This window comes from Ruegeria sp. CL6 (assembly GCF_056536465.1).
In genome coordinates this window covers 62,862-79,386 of sequence record NZ_JBQFPR010000010.1, presented here as the reverse complement: position 1 = coordinate 79,386, position 16,525 = coordinate 62,862, and the positions used below count along the sequence as shown (strand labels likewise).

The 16,525-nt window shown below is 57.0% G+C and carries 19 protein-coding genes; 5 read left to right on the top strand and 14 right to left on the bottom strand.

The window, feature by feature from the left end:
• Positions 1-164 precede the first annotated feature (164 nt).
• Positions 165-362, top strand: coding sequence for a heavy-metal-associated domain-containing protein (locus ACR0LH_RS20150; RefSeq protein WP_170417905.1), 198 nt, complete (start codon positions 165-167; stop codon positions 360-362).
• Positions 363-399: 37 nt separating this feature from the next.
• Here ACR0LH_RS20150 and ACR0LH_RS20145 read toward each other — a convergent pair whose 3' ends face one another.
• The 9 genes from ACR0LH_RS20145 to ACR0LH_RS20105 form a co-directional block, all read right to left on the bottom strand.
• A complete protein-coding gene (locus ACR0LH_RS20145; protein WP_414478956.1) occupies positions 400-1,128 on the bottom strand; it encodes a DsbA family protein in 729 nt (242 codons plus the stop codon).
• Position 1,129: 1 nt separating this feature from the next.
• Entirely contained in the window at positions 1,130-1,603 is a 474-nt protein-coding gene (locus tag ACR0LH_RS20140) for a c-type cytochrome (protein ID WP_170418019.1), read from the bottom strand.
• Entirely contained in the window at positions 1,603-2,973 is a 1,371-nt protein-coding gene (locus tag ACR0LH_RS20135) for a multicopper oxidase family protein (RefSeq protein ID WP_170417903.1), read from the bottom strand. Before ACR0LH_RS20135 ends, ACR0LH_RS20140 begins: the two co-directional genes overlap by 1 nt.
• Before the next feature lie 39 nt (positions 2,974-3,012).
• Positions 3,013-3,912 carry a c-type cytochrome gene (locus tag ACR0LH_RS20130; protein ID WP_170417899.1) on the bottom strand — a complete coding sequence of 300 codons (900 nt, stop codon included), beginning with the start codon at positions 3,910-3,912 and terminating at the stop codon, positions 3,013-3,015.
• 9 nt (positions 3,913-3,921) lie between these two features.
• Positions 3,922-4,491, bottom strand: coding sequence for a c-type cytochrome (locus ACR0LH_RS20125; RefSeq protein ID WP_170417895.1), 570 nt, complete (start codon positions 4,489-4,491; stop codon positions 3,922-3,924).
• A 60-nt stretch (positions 4,492-4,551) separates the two neighbouring features.
• Positions 4,552-4,704 carry a hypothetical protein gene (locus tag ACR0LH_RS20120; RefSeq protein WP_170746572.1) on the bottom strand — a complete coding sequence of 51 codons (153 nt, stop codon included), beginning with the start codon at positions 4,702-4,704 and terminating at the stop codon, positions 4,552-4,554.
• A gap of 183 nt (positions 4,705-4,887) precedes the next feature.
• Positions 4,888-5,337, bottom strand: a complete 450-nt coding sequence (locus ACR0LH_RS20115) for a c-type cytochrome (protein WP_170417891.1) — start codon at positions 5,335-5,337, stop codon at positions 4,888-4,890.
• 67 nt (positions 5,338-5,404) lie between these two features.
• Entirely contained in the window at positions 5,405-5,995 is a 591-nt protein-coding gene (locus ACR0LH_RS20110) for a L,D-transpeptidase (RefSeq protein WP_170417888.1), read from the bottom strand.
• A gap of 634 nt (positions 5,996-6,629) precedes the next feature.
• Positions 6,630-7,283, bottom strand: coding sequence for a L,D-transpeptidase (locus tag ACR0LH_RS20105; protein WP_050605720.1), 654 nt, complete (start codon positions 7,281-7,283; stop codon positions 6,630-6,632).
• A 374-nt stretch (positions 7,284-7,657) separates the two neighbouring features.
• Between ACR0LH_RS20105 and ACR0LH_RS20100 the strand changes: the two genes are divergently transcribed.
• The 3 genes from ACR0LH_RS20100 to ACR0LH_RS20090 all read left to right on the top strand — a co-directional run bounded on the left by ACR0LH_RS20100 (position 7,658) and on the right by ACR0LH_RS20090 (position 10,396).
• Complete coding sequence (locus tag ACR0LH_RS20100; protein ID WP_255612174.1) at positions 7,658-7,969, top strand: DUF2933 domain-containing protein; 312 nt, start codon at positions 7,658-7,660, stop codon at positions 7,967-7,969.
• Between the two features lie 39 nt (positions 7,970-8,008).
• Positions 8,009-8,182: a hypothetical protein gene (locus ACR0LH_RS20095; RefSeq protein ID WP_170417885.1), complete on the top strand. Its 174-nt coding sequence runs from the start codon at positions 8,009-8,011 to the stop codon at positions 8,180-8,182.
• An 87-nt stretch (positions 8,183-8,269) separates the two neighbouring features.
• Positions 8,270-10,396 carry a protein-disulfide reductase DsbD family protein gene (locus tag ACR0LH_RS20090; protein WP_253285959.1) on the top strand — a complete coding sequence of 709 codons (2,127 nt, stop codon included), beginning with the start codon at positions 8,270-8,272 and terminating at the stop codon, positions 10,394-10,396.
• A 9-nt stretch (positions 10,397-10,405) separates the two neighbouring features.
• Here ACR0LH_RS20090 and ACR0LH_RS20085 read toward each other — a convergent pair whose 3' ends face one another.
• The 5 genes from ACR0LH_RS20085 to ACR0LH_RS20065 form a co-directional block, all read right to left on the bottom strand.
• Positions 10,406-10,864 carry an ATPase gene (locus ACR0LH_RS20085; protein ID WP_170417881.1) on the bottom strand — a complete coding sequence of 153 codons (459 nt, stop codon included), beginning with the start codon at positions 10,862-10,864 and terminating at the stop codon, positions 10,406-10,408.
• 114 nt (positions 10,865-10,978) lie between these two features.
• Positions 10,979-12,127, bottom strand: coding sequence for a c-type cytochrome biogenesis protein CcmI (ccmI, locus tag ACR0LH_RS20080; protein ID WP_170417878.1), 1,149 nt, complete (start codon positions 12,125-12,127; stop codon positions 10,979-10,981).
• Positions 12,124-12,612: a cytochrome c-type biogenesis protein gene (locus tag ACR0LH_RS20075; protein WP_170417876.1), complete on the bottom strand. Its 489-nt coding sequence runs from the start codon at positions 12,610-12,612 to the stop codon at positions 12,124-12,126. The genes ccmI and ACR0LH_RS20075 overlap by 4 nt, the downstream gene beginning before the upstream one ends.
• Positions 12,609-13,178: a DsbE family thiol:disulfide interchange protein gene (locus ACR0LH_RS20070; protein ID WP_170417873.1), complete on the bottom strand. Its 570-nt coding sequence runs from the start codon at positions 13,176-13,178 to the stop codon at positions 12,609-12,611. The genes ACR0LH_RS20075 and ACR0LH_RS20070 overlap by 4 nt, the downstream gene beginning before the upstream one ends.
• Positions 13,179-13,182: 4 nt before the next feature.
• A complete protein-coding gene (locus ACR0LH_RS20065) occupies positions 13,183-15,177 on the bottom strand; it encodes a heme lyase CcmF/NrfE family subunit (RefSeq protein WP_170417870.1) in 1,995 nt (664 codons plus the stop codon).
• Positions 15,178-15,413: 236 nt separating this feature from the next.
• Here ACR0LH_RS20065 and ACR0LH_RS20060 point away from each other — a divergent pair, with 236 nt between their 5' ends.
• Positions 15,414-16,523, top strand: coding sequence for a transporter (locus tag ACR0LH_RS20060; RefSeq protein ID WP_170417865.1), 1,110 nt, complete (start codon positions 15,414-15,416; stop codon positions 16,521-16,523).
• The last annotated feature ends 2 nt before the right edge of the window (positions 16,524-16,525 follow it).

Genomic DNA, 16,525 nt, shown 5'->3' with positions numbered 1-16,525 from the left:
ACCAATGTTCTGCTGACGGGAAACATAAGGGTTCCAGCAAGTGGAAGGTCAAGGGATGGGGCTGACTTTCTTTGCCACTAATTTTGACGATCCAATAATCACGACTTGACCTTCCTGTGCTGGAATACTTTAGCCGGGACGACGGAACACAGGAGCAAACATCCATGACGACCCTAAATATCCCGGATATGAGCTGCGGGCACTGCAAGTCAGCTATCGAAAAAGCCGTTGCCACGGTGGATTCCTCCGCACAGTTGGACTTTGACATGGAAAACCGCAGGGTACGTGTCTTAAGCACCAATTCACTTGATCATATCCTTGCAGCGCTGAAGTCCGAGGGATACGAAGCCACGATCGCATGATAAACTTAGGAGCGCACATGCTGTCGCCCCCTTGGTTCTATCTTGCGTCTCTGACTGCCACGATTAACCGGGTCATTTCATCTTCGGTGATCAGACCCGGGGCAAGCGCATCTCCAATCACAAACGAAGGAGTGCCACTGAAGCCAAGCTGTCGGGCCAATTCCATGGAAATCTGAATATGCGCGTCGACTTCCGGCGCTTCCATATCTGCGCGCAATTGATCCTCGTCCAGGCCAAGTTCCCGAACAACTTTCAGTACACTGGCCTCAGTGGCACGACCGTTCAGAGCCATAAGCGCCCAATGAAATTCTTCGTATTTTCCCTGGTTTCGTGAGGCCAGCGCAGCGCGTGCCGCGAAGTCGGAACCTTCTCCAAGTATGGGCCATTCTCGATAAACAATTCGCACATCGGAATCGCCCGCGATTACGTTCTTCACGACCGGGGCAGCGCGTTTGCAATATGGGCAGTTATAGTCGAAAAACTCGACCACGGTTACATCGCCTTCCGGGTTTCCGATTACAGGCGCATTCGGATCCTGTTCCAGCAATTCACGCTGATTTTCCAAGACGCTTCCAATTGCTTCGGCTTTTGCCTGATCCTCGCGCTGTTGAAGCAATTGAATCGCCTGCATGATGATCTCAGGGTTTTCCAAAATGGCTTCGAGAGCCAGCCGTTTTACATCGGAGTCAGACAGCTCGTCGGCGCGTGCCATAGGAATGCCAATCGACATGGCGATAGCGACTAAGCCTGCAAGTATTCGTTTCACATCAGTTTCCTTCCGTTTGTTCTGCTTCGGTGCGTTGCTCTTGCAGCTTGCGTTCCCGATCCGGCCAACTCTCCTTGATGAAGGCGAGGATGTCCCAGATATCCTGATCCGACAGAGTGTCCCCGAAGCCTGGCATGCCGCTTTTGACGTCAGCGACACCCATCTGTTTCAAAGTTTGGTCCCCGCCAAACTTTGTATAGTCGAACAACAGCTTGTCGCCGTGATGCCAGGTATGCCCGGTTCGGTCATGCGGGGGCGCCCGCAAGACGCCATCCGGATCAGGTGTTTGCCAATCCTGCTGACCCTCCAAATTTGCCCCGTGGCATGACGCGCAGTTTTCGGCGTACAAAACTGCACCACGTGCCGAATCCGCTGATGCACTGTTCTGCGCACGCCCACTCAGGCCCCAGCCAGCGACCGCGACAATGATCACTACAGCAGCCAGTGACACCCATTTCGCCGAACTCTTGTTCATCATGCCACGCTCAGCCAGGTCTTCATACCAGCGGCCTGATGCGACAGCATATGGCAATGAAACAGCCAATCCCCCGGGTTATCCGCAACGAACGCAATCTCCCGCTTTTCTATCCGGTCAACCAGGATTGTGTCCCGCAGCGGCCCTAGGTTGCCGTTTGGCAGAACTTCCTGAAAGTGCGTCCCGTGCAAGTGCATAGCGTGCGGAAAGACGGTGTCGTTCTGCATCTGAATCCGGACTATGTCGCCACGCGAAACGGCAGCAAGGGGGTTTTCAGGTAACCCGGCGACACCGTTGAATGTCCAGATCTGCCCTTCCTGAACCAATTCATTGGTGCTCATGACCTGGCCGTTAAAAGTGCCTTGACGCAGTCCGCCCATCGCCCCGCCTTCCATCACTAATGGGATTGTCAAAGCGTCAGAAACATCTTCGAGAAAGGAAACAGGGTTGGGTGGCAGGGCTTCTATTGCACCGCGGTTTGCGGATGCACCGCTTCCCGAAACCGGGATTTCAGCAATGACAAACGATTCATCGCGTTCGTGAAGAGTTATTTGAACGGCTTCGTTCGATTCCGCTGTGACATCAACAATTAAGTCTGCTCGCTGTGCAGGCCCAAAAACAAGGGTTTCAAAATCCTCTGGCTGCCTTACAGGCATGCCATCATAAGCGACCAGTTTCCCGTTTGCGCCACCTACTGAGACATACATGATCCGATCAGTTGCCACGTTGACCATTCGAAGTCGCAAACGCTGGTTTGTCAGAACTTCTGTCATGGGCGATATGTGTGCGTGAACGTAGTTTCCCATTCGGCCTGCATGCGTCCAGTCATGCATCGCGCCGAAATCATCGACGATTTGGGCGTCCTGACCCAACCTCCAGTCATCCAGCAGGATCGTAATGTCATGATCCGTGTCCGGCGGGTCCATTTCGTCGACGATGAACGCGCCGTAAAGGCCCCTGGCCACTTGTTCCGTTGACTGGTTATGAGAGTGGTACCAGAAGGTTCCTGCATCCTTCAGAGGCAAGTCATACTGAAACTCGCCGCTTGTTGGTACAGCCTCCTGTGTAAGACCCGGCACCCCATCCATGTTGTTTGGAACCCGCAGTCCATGCCAATGGATTGCCGTAGGCTGAGGCAGTGAGTTCAGGAGTGTCCGGCGAACCGTTTCGCCCTGCCGGGCACGAATTTCGGGGCCCGGAACACCGCCATCATATCCCCATATCTCGGTTTCAGGATAGCTGTCGGGGGCAACACGTGCCAATCCTGAACGCGCCTCGATTATTCGGGGGGCGGTAGCCGCCCTCCCGATAGTCGGCACTGCGATTAGTGCCGACGTGCCTGCAACGAATTGCCTGCGATTGAGCTTCATGAGGACTTCCCTCCAAAGAAAATTTGATCTCTCACTCGATTACCCCCCGTCGTGCACATCCAGCAGATAGGTCGCCATTGCCTTCCGGTCTTCGTCTGTCAGAAAGCTGGTGCCATAGTTTACGACCTCTCCCATGGCGCCGCCGAAGACATCGCCATCAGGCATGACGCCGGTGCGCAACGCGTAGGCCAAATCATCTACCGTCCAACCACGCTTTTGCAGGGTCTCAAAGTCGATGGCCGGTGCCTTGTCACCGCCCGGCAGAGAGTCACTTCCCTTGAAGTGTTCCGTGTCCGAATTTCTTGCGCCAGCCAGGTTCCTCCCGGTGTGGCAGGCCGCACAATGTGTGGCACCTTCGACCAGTAGCCGGCCCCGGTTCCACACTTCGTCATTGCCCGGCACGGGATCAGTGCGGGGTGGTTCCAGAAAAGCCGCGCGCCACAGCTTCAGGCCCCATCTCTGATTGAAGGGGAACGCCATTTCCTGTTCTTTTGACGGTTCCGCTACCGGTGGAACTGTTTGCCATGCGGCCCAGAGATCGGCGATGTCCTGATCCGTGAAATTGGCATAGAATGGATAAGGAAAGGCCGGGTAATAGGGTTGTCCGCCGGGTGATACGCCTTGACGCACCGCGCGGGCGAACTCCTCGATTGTCCAATCACCGATCCCGTGATCGGGATCTGTGGTCAGGTTCGGCGAAAAGAGCGTGCCGAACGGGGTATCCAACTCCACCCCACCGGCCAAGGCCGCGCCCCCTTTGGCAAAATCTGTGTGGCAAGCGATACAACCACTTGCCCTTGCCAGATACGCCCCGCGGTTAACGTCACCCTGAATGTCGAGAGCTTGTAAGGGCTGGCCAATCGGCCAAGCCATCACAGCAACAAGTCCCGCTGACGCCGCTACGGCGGCAGCAAGGCCCAATCGGAATATCGGTCTCATGACGCATTCCTATTCCGACCGAAATTGCGTGTGACACGCCGAGCATGTCTGGCTCAGCATCATGAACACACCATCTGCCGGCATTTCAGAAAGTTGTGCCTGGTTTGGACTGCCGCCCATCATTCCGGCACCCATCATAGAACCGCCACCCATCATGGATGCGCCGCCCATCATGCCCGAACCATGGCCCGACCCGGACATCATCAACCCGTTGTCCGCCGCAAGCACAAGGCCTTCAGAGTAGGATTCCAACTGCCTGGCTAACTCTGCAAATGAACCCCAATCCTGCCAGATCTCCGATTTGGCCTCCGAGGGTTTGCCATCAGATCCCTCTGGAAACAGCTTTGTCATGCTCTCGCCAGCGTGACGCCCGATTTTCTTGGCCTCGCTTCGTACCGTTTGCGCATTGTAGGGCGTTTTCCCCTGCATCATCGGCGTAAGGATCTTCATGCTGTCCTTCATCGCGGACATACCATCCATGCGTTCTTTGACGATGCCGGTTGCGCCACCATGCGCCAGGGCGGCGGCTGCAAACAGAGAAACCAGGGCAACGCCTGTGGTCATTTTCAGAATGTTCATTGTTTTGTCCTTGTCGTCTGCTTCGACGCGCCCAGGTTGAGCGCAATTCGACTGGTCAGATCAGGACACGCGGCGGTGGTGGGTCAAACGCCGCGATACCGAGAACCCGGTATTGGGCTCGAGGGATCGAGTATCTTTGTTCAGTATCTTGGGGGCCAGGCGGTGGTGGACCCATCGAAAATAGACCAACAGCGTTGCAAATCGTTCCGCCATGACAATGTCCGGGATGACCCTGCTTGACATGCTCAACGTCCGCGGAGTCCGTTTGGTCAATCACGTGCTGAGAACCACTGCCATGTGCATGAGCAGAATCGGCCGTCACAAGCAGCCCGCCAATGGTCAGCACCATTGACAGTATGATGTAACGAATTGCACTGCCCATTCGGCTCGTCACCTTCAGAAAATCCCGTTTTCCTGCTGCAGCTCTCTGATATACGCCACGATGCCCTTCACATCCGCACGGGTCAAGCCATCGACCGGCGGCATATTGCCGAACTTCCAATGGTGTGCCCGAACTCCATTCTGGACTGCCACATAAAATGACTCGTCCGAATGGTGGCTTGGTTCATAGATTTTATGCACCAAAGGTGGTGCAAGGCCTTCCAGACCTGTTGCATTCGCGCCATGGCACGCCGAGCATTTGGCGTCGAATGCCACTTTGCCGACGGCCGCAAATTCGCTTAGCTGGTCCGGCAGAGTGACGTTTTCGATTGGGTCTCCTTGCTCCAGTGCTGACGTATCGGGCGGCGTCATCGAGTGACCTGTTGGTTGCTGATTTAAGTTGTAGACGAACGCGGCGGCGCCTGCGATCACTACTCCGCCGATCAAGAGTGTAAGTTTATCCATCTCTGTTCTTCACATGATTGTCAGTTCTTAGGTTCAACGCGCGCAAAAAAAATCGGCCTGACCAAGGTCAGATCAGTTTTACCTGAGTGCCCACAGTGGCCAGTTCGAACAATTCCGCAATCTGCTCGTTGTACAAGCCAATGCAGCCGTTGGAGGATCTTCTCCCGATCTTGCGCGTGTCGTTGGTGCCGTGGATCCGGTAGTATTGCCAGCTCAAATAAAGTGCATGTGTCCCCAGAGGATTCTCCGGACCCGGGCCCACATAATCGGGCCAAGCGGGGTTGCGCTTTTTCATTGCTGGTGTCGGTCGCCAAGACGGCCCTTCGACCTTGCGAGTAACTGTGGTGTAGCCCAGCCTTGTAAGGTCTTCCGTCAGCGGTACGCTGGTTGGATACATTCGGTAGACGCTTTCGTCTTCCGACCAATATTGCAGGACCTTGGACTGTGTATCGGACAGGATCACACCATTCTTAAGCGTATCAAAGTGGTCCTGCCATTTAGCAACGCGGAATGAGGAAACATTGCGGCGCGTCCCCTCAGTTGCCGTTGATTGGGCCCAAACGGCCGGTGCTGGAAAAAGCGTCGTCGCAGCAAACGCGGCAATCACTCCACGTCGCGTAACAACCTTTCCTTCTTTGCTCCGTTTCATGCCTGCCATCCCAAAGTTTATTCTTTTTTTCCGACTCAAATAACTCGTATGCCCGGTTCCTGCGCTGGAAGGTCAACACGCAAATGACATTTCATATGGGATGTCTCGTCTGAATTGTCGTTGCCGTTGGCGCAGGGATATTTCCTTAGAAGGCGGACCCAAATCATCAAGTCATTGTGGAAAAGCAATTTTTCTTGGACGTAACTCCAGGCTGCTTTAAGCAAAACCTGACTTTCTTGAATCAACCGAACACAAAAAAGCAACGCTAACAATTGCTTAGTTCTTGGTGAATTGATGTGATCACCCGTCGATGCGAGGGTAGCAGGCACTACAAATGACAATCACAGTGGACTAAACACCATGTCCTTCAGGAAAGCTTTCCAAGCACTGGCCGCACTTTTGTTCATCGGCGCTTGTACCGAAACAACGTCAATATCTGCAGATAGCGAGCCCGGAACGCTTTCCCAAGTTCCTGACGCCGTAGCCCAGATTGCTGCTCCGGGCCAGGACCTGAACGCAGTGAAAATCATGCCTGAGGACGGTTGCTATTGGTATCGCTATGTTGGGCCAGTTGAAACAACCTACCTACCACTTAGGACTATTGAAGGGCGCCCAATCTGTACGCGCGCCTGACAAGCGCCTGTCAGCTGGTCGCGGTCAGAAGCCGCTCGGGAGGGTAGAGATGAGCCGTGGACCCTGGCCTGACACGATCATAAAGCCCGATGATATGTGGCATCGCCATCCTTACGCAGCCAGAACTTGCGCGACCTCCGATAGATCTTGGATAAGGCGTTCCGTGAATTCGCAGGTATGTGTCGCGACCACCTTCGAACAGATAAAACGCCCTTGATCCCAATGGGTTTGTCGGCCCACCGGGCACACCATCTGCGAATTGCGCATATTCATCAGGGTCGCGCTCAATCATTTCGGCTGTAGGAGTCCAACGCGGCCATTTGGCCTTTCGCTTGATCGTGTAGACTCCGGGCTCGTAAAGATTGCCTCGGGCAATGGCTACGCCGTAACGCATTGCTGTGCCACCGTCTTCGATGAAATACAGATATCGTGCCACCGCGTCGACATGAATGTCACCCGGAGTAAGTGGTCGATTGGTTTGCACACGCTGAGGCAGGAAACGTGGGTGTAAACCCCAGGGATTGGATGTTGCGGGATCAAAATTGGCTGGAGTTACTTGCGCATCCCACTCCGACCATTGCGAGGCCGCCGCCGACGTCACTCCAAAAACCGGCTGAGAGAAAATGGCGAGCGAGGCTGCAACAAAATGTCGTCTGGTCAGCATTGATAGCGCTCCTATTGGCTGGTTGGTGTCTGGAGTTAGTACCCAGGGGATTAGACAATCCGCGACGGGGGAAGATTTGTCCATTCAATTATTCGTTCGATATCGCTTCGACCCACCCGCGAGTTTTCAAGGCTTAAAGTGACCTAGGCAGCTTCGTGTTTAACCTGAAACTTCACCAGGCGTCGGGACGACAATGCCTGCTGTTCATACCCCTAAAAACTTCCCTGTTCCGGCCGTGTCTATGCACCAAGTAAGGCCCAAGCAAATGCTGGACTGGTTTGACAGCGTCAAATTCGCTTCGCGCCAAAACAGCTTGACCTTCCATCGTGGGAAGGCGTTAGCAGAGGTCTCCAATCCAAATTTTGGAGTTGAATGTGAAAGAAAAACAGACTGCAAACGCGCCGCAGGCGTCAGTACCGGTTAGCGGCGGCAAGATAATGAAATGGGGCATGATGGTATGTTGCATTGCCATGATAACGCCGATCGCTCTCTACTTGATCGCCGGCGGGACGGTTGGTGGGCTTTCTGACTCCTTGGGTCTTTTCGCACCGTTGATCCTGTGCCTCGGAGCCCATTTCTTTATGCACAAGGCGATGGAAAAATCCTGTCATTCGAACAAATCTGAATCGGAAAGACCAAAGGCAACAGACGCCGCGGTCGGACCGAACCCAGTACACCGGCAATAATCTTCAATCATGAAGCTTTGGTGCTCAAGGTTGGCCGCCATGTCGCTGGCCGCTCTTTCGCTGGCGGCTTGCGCACCACGCCCTAAACTATGCCCGCTGCAACCGCCGCAGCCTGAATACGCCCTGCCCCAAGGTTGCCGGGTTCAATGGGAGGGCGCGGATGGCGGGGCCTATTTCATCTGCGAAGACGGGCGCGAAGGTTTCGTGAGCTGATCGTGGGGATGTGACATTCCGGCTCGTTGACCCTCCAGCGCTGGAATCTGGCAGAGACGGGTGCAAAACAACCGATGGCAACGCGCAATGGCAAGAACACTCCTAAATTTATGTATTATGATCTTGGGGTTAATCTTTGGCCAGACTTCCGCCGGGACAAGCCTTGCAGCTACATCCCAAGCGTATGAATCAGAGCCCCTGGTCGCACACATAATTACCGCGCAGGACGGGATCGCGCCTGACGTCAAGACGATCACTGCAGGACTGCATCTGAAACTGGGCGAAGATTGGAAAACCTACTGGAAGTCGCCTGGTGAGGTGGGAATTCCGCCCAAGATCACTTGGAACGGCTCGCAAAACGTCAGCGACGTACAGTTTCACTGGCCCGCGCCGATCCGTTTTCGCGCCTTCGGGATCGAGAATTTCGGGTACAAGGACGAAGTGGTCTTTCCGCTGACCGTCACACTCGAGAACCCCGGAGCGCCAGTTGACTTGAAGGCCGCTGTGACAACGCTGATCTGTTCCGATATCTGTGTGCCGGTCGAGTTTTCGCTGGACTTGTCGCTGACTCAGGGAACGGGTCGGGATCAGGACTCGGCCCGGCTTATAAATGCCTTTCTGTCGCGGGTGCCAACCACGGGAAACACAAGCGGAATGAAGTCCGACGCCGCGACCCTGGATACCGAGTCCGAGATGCTGACGCTGAATTTCACCAGCGACCTGCCCTTTGATGCGCCTGATGTCTTTCCCGACATGGGACGTGACACCGCGTTTGGTGCACCCGACATCCGGCTCGCTGGCGACAGGCGTCAGCTATGGGTGCAGTTCCCGGTCCTCGCTCTGGCACAGGACCCCCCCGCCTTGTCCGTCACGGTTACCGACACCAACCGCGTGGCCGAGTTTTCGCCCCGTACCGACGCTCCCCCTACCCCGCCACCATATGAGATCGCGGCCGCCGAAACTTCAGCCAGCGCGCTGGTCTGGATCATTTTGCTGGCGGTGGGCGGCGGGTTGATTCTGAATGTCATGCCCTGCGTACTGCCAGTGCTTTCGATCAAGCTTTCCTCGGCGGTAAAGGCTCGCGACCGCTCTGCGGCTCAGATTCGCGCCGGGTTCCTGGCTTCGGCAGCCGGAATCCTGACATTCATGTGGCTGTTGGCGGCTATCACCATTGCGGCGCGGTCGCTGGGCTATTCCGTCGGCTGGGGCATCCAGTTCCAGAATCCGCTTTTCCTTGCGGTGATGATCGTGGTGCTGGCGGTTTTTGCAACCAGCCTCGCGGGCTTGTTCGAGATCACGCTGCCGCAGTCGCTGAACACCCGGCTTGCCCATGTCGAAAAGGGCCGCGTGTCGCTGGTCGGGGATTTCCTGACCGGAGCCTTCTCAGCAGTTCTGGCGACGCCCTGCTCGGCCCCCTTCCTCGGCACGGCGGTGGCCTTTGCCCTGACCGGCCGACCGGTGGATATCGTGGCGATCTTCACCGCAATGGGGGTCGGGCTGGCCATTCCTTACCTGCTGGTTGCAGTGCACCCGAAACTTACCGCCGCTCTGCCTAAACCGGGGCGTTGGATGGTGGGATTAAAATGGGCCCTGTCGGCGGCACTGCTGACCACGATCGGCTGGTTGGTCTGGGTGATGGTCGGGGTGGCCGGAGACACTGCTGCAACTGCTACCGTGCTGGCTGCAACTGTTCTGGTCCTGTTGATCTGGAAAAGTACGATGATGCCACCCGTTTTGCGCTGGACAGCCCTGTTGCTGACGCTGACCGCAGCGTTTGCCGCACCGGTTGCGATTGCCGGCAAAGACCGGTCCAGGCTGCTTGAACCAGCCGGAGAGATCCCTTGGATTACCTTCAGCCGCCCCGAAATCGCCCGCCTTGTGTCGCGCGGCGAGGTGGTTTTCGTCGATGTCACAGCCGACTGGTGTCTGACCTGCAAGGCCAACAAAGCGCTGGTGCTGGAACGCGGCGAGGTTCTGGCAACACTGCAATCGGACAAAGCAATTCCGATGCAGGCCGACTGGACCCGCCCCGACGATGTGATCGCCCGTTTCCTTGAGGACAATGGACGGTTCGGGATCCCCTTCAACATCGTCTACGGCCCGTCGGCCCCCGAAGGCATCGCCCTGCCAGAGATCTTGACCACGAACGCCATTCTCGACGCGATGGAACAGGCCGCGCCGATTGCGGGCGGAGCCGTGGAAAGCGGATCCTGACCCCGGAGTTCACATATCCCGGACGCGGTTGCTCTGCTGCGCTAAACGCATGGTCTCGTGCTCTTCCATATCCAGTATCGCCTGAAAGAGTTCGCGTGCCTCGGGTATCTCGGCACGCCCGTGCAAATACCGATATAAGTCGATCACCTGATTGTGAAGATCGAAGACCGCTTCGCAGATCTCATCGACGCTCATCTGTGCGAACGGCCTGTCGCAGGCGCGATGTGGGTCGATCGGCTCATTGCCCAAATAGTCATATACCCAGGTGTTGAGCGCTTTGGGATCGGCTCGTTTCACGAAACCATCGACGATTTTCTCCAGAGCAGCCTCATGATCGGCGAGGTAGGTAAGCAACATCCTGGCCAGCTCCTGCTCTGACTGTGTCGAACAGTGGGCCAAACATTCGGCGAGCCAATGATGCATTTCCCGCGTCCAGACAATTAGATCAGAAAACGTTTCAACTTTCATGGTCTCAACCTCCTAAAGATCGGCATGCGATAGCCTAAACCGGAATTTTCCAGATGGCTCACTGGGCATCAGCGCGAAGTCGGCGCCGGCCCGATCCACGCCGGGCTGCGGGAATCAACCCCCCAGTTCCAGCAATGCCCGGTCGATTGCCACCTTGCGCGGATCCCCCTGCGGCAGGTCATCCGCCAGATCCCTTGCCCTGCCATAGGCGTTCCGGGCGCCGTCGGTCTCGCCCAGCACCGAATAGGCGTTGCCCAGCCGCATCCAGCCGTCCAGATCGCCTGGGTTTTCCTGCATCCGGCTCGCAAGCCGTTCGACCATCGAGCGGATGAAGGCCTGCCGGTCTTCGTCTGACATCTCCTCGGCCGCCGCCACCTGATCGGCAGTTGGGCCGGGCATGGAAGGGGCAAAAGCCGCCAGATTCACCGGAGCCCGTCCGATCGACGGGGCGATGCGGTTAAGCTGGGCCACAAAACTCTCCATCCATGGCCGGAACTCCTCTTCGGCGTCCATCCGCGTCTTCAGTAGGTCATAGGCCTTATCAGGCGATCCAGCCTGCTCCAGACCAATGGCTTTGTAGAATGTCGCTGCTGGGTTCGATGGGTCCAGTTCCAAGGCTCGTTCAAACGCCCGATCGGCCTTGGGCGTAACGACACCGTCATCGGCATAGACCAACGCCTCGCCATATTGCGACACCAGCGCTGAATTCGCATTGGGTCGGTCCAGCAACCCCTCGAACGCGTCTGCGGCATCTCCAAAGCGTCCCATACGCATATAGGTCTGAGCCAACAACACCCATCCCTCGGTTGGCCCGCCGGTTTCATCCGCCTCAAGCCGCGACTTCAGGCGCACGGCAAGGTCGGCGATTTCACGGGCTTCGGCCTGCTCCCCCTCGCGTTGGGCAAATGGCTGGCTGGGGATGTAGGGACTACCCAGTTGCCAATAAAGACCGGCTCCGAGCGCTGGAACTACCAGCGCGGCAAGTAAAATCAGCGCACGCCCGGAATGGCCCATTATCGCTTTGTCGTCCGATTGCCGGTCAATCGCCTTCAGGCGACGTTCTATCTCGGCTCTGGCGGCCTTGGCCTCTTCGGCTGAGATAATTCCTCGTTCCAGGTCCTTCTCCACTTCGCCGATCTGGTCGGAAAAGATGGCAGAGGCGCTTTCGCGTCTCGACAAGTCCGAGGTCTTGCGCCCCAGGCCGGAGAGGGCGAGCGTCAGAAACACCGCCACGGCCATGAATGAAAAGATAATCCAGATCATGCGTGCGGCTCCGTGAGTGAATGGTTTTCGGGATTCCGTTCTTCGCTCGCGCCGCGTTCCGTCTCTTGTTTTCGCGACTTCCGATATCGGCGCGCATTTTGGGTCAATACCGCTGCAGTCGCGATACCACCCAGCCCCAGGATGACGATAGGCGCAACCCACAGAATGTAAGTTGATGGCTTCCATGGCGGGTTGAACAGAACATAGTCGCCATAACGCGCAACCAGAAAGTCCATAACCTGCTGGTCCGTGTCGCCTGCCACCAGCCGTTCGCGCACAAGCAGACGAAGGTCGCGCGCCACGCCAGCGTTAGAACTGTCGATGTCTTGGTTCTGGCACACCACGCATCGCACCTGTTTCGAAATCGCCCGGGCCCGCTCTTCCAATACCGGATCTGCAAGTATCTCGTCGGGCTCAACCGCGAATGCCGGCTGCGACACCAGCATCGCCAGAGTGACCGCGGTAATTACAATGCGACGTATCATGACGCCTCTCCTCCGGCCGCCCGCGCCTGATCCAGCGCGGTGCGCATCTTTGAAATTGCCTCGTCGCCCAGCACCGGGCCGACAAAACGGAATACGACCTTGCCCGCGCCATCAATCACAAAGGTCTCCGGCACGCCGGAAATCCCCCATTCGATCCCGGCTCGGCCGTCCAGGTCGGAACCGATGCGCTCATAAGGGTTGCCCAGATCGTCGAGCCATTTCCGCGCGTCCTGCGGCTTGTCTTTGTAGTTAATGCCCATCAGGCGAATGCCCTCATCGCGTACCATACGCGTCAGCACCGCATGTTCGGCCCGGCAGGGCACGCACCAGGACGCAAACACGTTGACCACGATCGGAGCTGACCCGTCATTTTCCACCAGATCGGTACTGGACAGCCCGTGGGTATCCAGCCCTTCGACCGGCGGCAAGTCGAACTCAGGCACCGGCTGCGAGATCAAAACAGACGGGATTTCGTTTGGATCGCGATCGGGATTCAGTCCCCATAGCAGGAAGGCACCCAGGATGCCGGCAATCGTAATTGGGAACAGTGCAAATAGACGTTTCATTGCCCTACTCCGCCGCCACCGCAACGGAGCTCTGCCCAGTCCGTTTTCGTGGTGCACCGACGCGTAGACGCCGATCGGAGAGTGACAAGACACCACCAAATGCTAACAATCCTGAACCTATCCAGATCCAGACCACCAATGGCTCATACAAGATACGCAGGGTCCATTTGCTCTGTTCTGATTCCGCCGCCGGTTCCGATATTGAGGCGTAAAGGTCCCCTGCCAACGTCGTTCGAATTGCTGACTCGGTCGTACTGGTACCCGCCACGAGATAGGCCCTGCGCTCGGGTTGAAGCGTGGTGACATAAGCGCCATCGCGAAATACCGTCAGTGTGGCCGCGCGAGACAGATAGTTCGGACCGCGAAGCTGTTCCACACCGTCAAAACGCACGTCGAACCCTGCTATCTCAATCTGTGTTCCGGGCTCGGCAAAAGTCACGACCTCGGATTTCCAAGCGCTGGACCCGATAAAGCCGATCATACAGACAGCCAACCCCGCATGGGCCACGACCATGCCGTAATGAGAACGCGGTAGGCTGCGGGCCCGACGCAGGGACTCGGCCAACGGTGCCTCACCCAGCTTAATTCGGCTGGCCCACTCTGTCAGCACAGCGCCCAGCAACCAAACCGCAAGGCCGATCGACACTACCGCCAAGGCTGGGCCGCCGGTATCCAGATACCACACAAGCAACGCTACGAGCAGGCTAACCCCGGCCACCCATTTGAGCCGGGACAGAACACCGCGCAAATCCGCCCGCTTCCATGACAACAGCGGCCCAATCCCCATTACAACGACTAGAACCAGCATGATCGGCACGAAACTGGCGTTGTAATAAGGTGGTCCAACCGAAATCTTTTCACCTGTCACAGCCTCAAGCAAAAGCGGATAAAGCGTACCGAATAGAACCGTCGCCGTTGCGGTGGCCAGCAGCAGGTTGTTAATAAGCAAACCGGCCTCGCGGCTGATCGGGGCAAAAAGACCGCCGCCCTCCATCTCCGGTGCGCGTATGGCAAACAGCGTCAATGAACCACCGATCGCGACAGCCAACAGCGCCAAGATGTAAATGCCGCGTTCGGGATCGACCGAAAACGCATGGACCGATGTAAGCAAGCCTGAGCGGACAATGAATGTCCCCAACAAGGACAACGAGAAGGTCAAAACGGCCAGTAGGATCGTCCAACTTTTGAAGCTGCCGCGCTTTTCGGTCACAATGGCCGAATGGAACAGCGCTGTGCCAGCAAGCCAGGGCATAAACGAGACATTCTCGACCGGATCCCAGAACCACCAGCCGCCCCAACCCAGTTCGTAATAGGCCCACCAGCTGCCCAGAACGATACCAAGTGTCAGAAACACCCAGGCCGCCAATGTCCAGGGTCGGACCCACCGCGCCCATGCCGGATCGACCCGCCCCTCAATCAGGGCAGCCACGGCGAAAGAAAATACGATAGAGAAGCCGACGTAACCCAGGTATAGGAACGGCGGGTGCATAGCCAGGCCGACATCCTGCAACAGCGGATTTAAATCCTGACCATCCAGCGGTGCCGGAAACACCCGGTCAAACGGGTTCGAGGTGAACAGCATGAATGACAGGAACCCCGCGCTGATCCAGGCCTGCACTGCCAGAGTGCGCGCCTTGAGTTTCAGTGGGATGTTCCGAGCCAACAGAGACACACCCAGCCCGAAAATCACCAATATCAGAATCCACAACAGCAGCGACCCTTCGTGGCTACCCCAGGTCGCAGCCACCTTGAAAAGCATCGGTTTCAGCGAATGAGAATTGCTGGCCACATTTAGCACAGTGAAATCGCTGACCACGAAGGACCACATCAGAGCGGCGAAGGCGATAGCAACCAGCGCTGTCAGTAGGACCGAGGTCGCAGATGCCGATCGCATCCACATGACATTGTTCCGTGCTGCTCCAATCAAGGGAAATACGCTTTGCACCAAGGACACGGCCAGGGCAAGCGCCAGGGCGAACTGCCCGATTTCCGGTATCATTCCAATCCCTCCGGATTTCCGGTTTTGCGGCCTTGTCCGACAATCCAGCGCTGGAGGGTCAAGCGCATTATTGCCGCACCCCCTTCGGCTGATGCATGCTTGACGAGCGCAAATCTGGCCGGCGGCCTTGACCTTCCAGCGCTGGAGACCCCCACCATTTCGACTTCACCGATGGACGTACCGAACACTTTGTTTTCAGGGCAGGGACTCAGGAAACAAACGAACACGAGGGCATCATGACACGGAGCAACAGCAAGATTACGTGCGTCTGGCAACGCCTCCAGGCTGTAATACTGGCTGGGGGGCTGAGCCTTGGGTCAACTGCCATGGCCCAACCGGAAACCCGTCCGGCTGACAACGTGGCGATGAACCCGCAAGCCTCCAGCAACATGTCAGGTATGGGAAGCATGTCCAGGATGATGCGCCCCGACGCGGTGCCGCCAACGGGTGTCGTTGGCGGTATGCATCCACCCGAGGGTGTTTTGATGCCTGTGTTCTCTTACATGAACATGGAGATGGACGGAAATCGTACCGGAACGCAGTCGCTGTCTACCTCGAACGTTCTGTCGCAGTATCCGATCGCGCCGCTCAGCATGAGCATGAACATGGCGATGGTCGGCCTGATGTACGGTGTGACCGACGAGATCTCGGTGATGGCGATGCTGCCCTATACCCGCAAGACGATGAAGCACCAGACCCGCATGGGCCAGACCTTTAAGACCAGGGCACAGGGGTTTGGCGATCTGAAGATCATCGGCGGATATGATATCTACAAATCCGACGGGCAGGTGCTGGAACTATCTCTTGGCCTCAGTCTGCCGACTGGCTCGATAGACGAGACCGACACCACGCCAGCTGGGCCGGACCAGCTGCTGCCCTACCCCATGCAACTGGGTTCAGGCACCTACGACCTGCTGCCGGGCGTCACCTATACGGGCCAGAACGCGGATTGGTCTTGGGGCGCCCAGCTGGCCGCCGTGATCCGGATGGGTGAGAATGATGCCGGTTACACCTTGGGTGACGTCTATTCAGCAACAGTTTGGGGTGCACGGCGCTGGAATGACCAGTTCAGCTCCTCGTTGCGGGTGGTCGGCGACATCGTGGAAAACATTGACGGGTCGGATGCGCGCCTGAACCCAGGCATGGTGCCCACCGCTGATCCGACCCTGCGCGGCGGCCAGTTTCTGAGTATCGGAATCGGAGTGAATTACCTTGTGCCGGGGTCGGGCGTTTTGGCGGGCACGCGCCTGGGTATCGAGGGCGTGATCCCTGTGTATCAAGATCTGGATGGGCCCCAGCTTGAACGCGATTACGCAGTCTCCTTCGCGATACGCAGGGCGTTCTGACC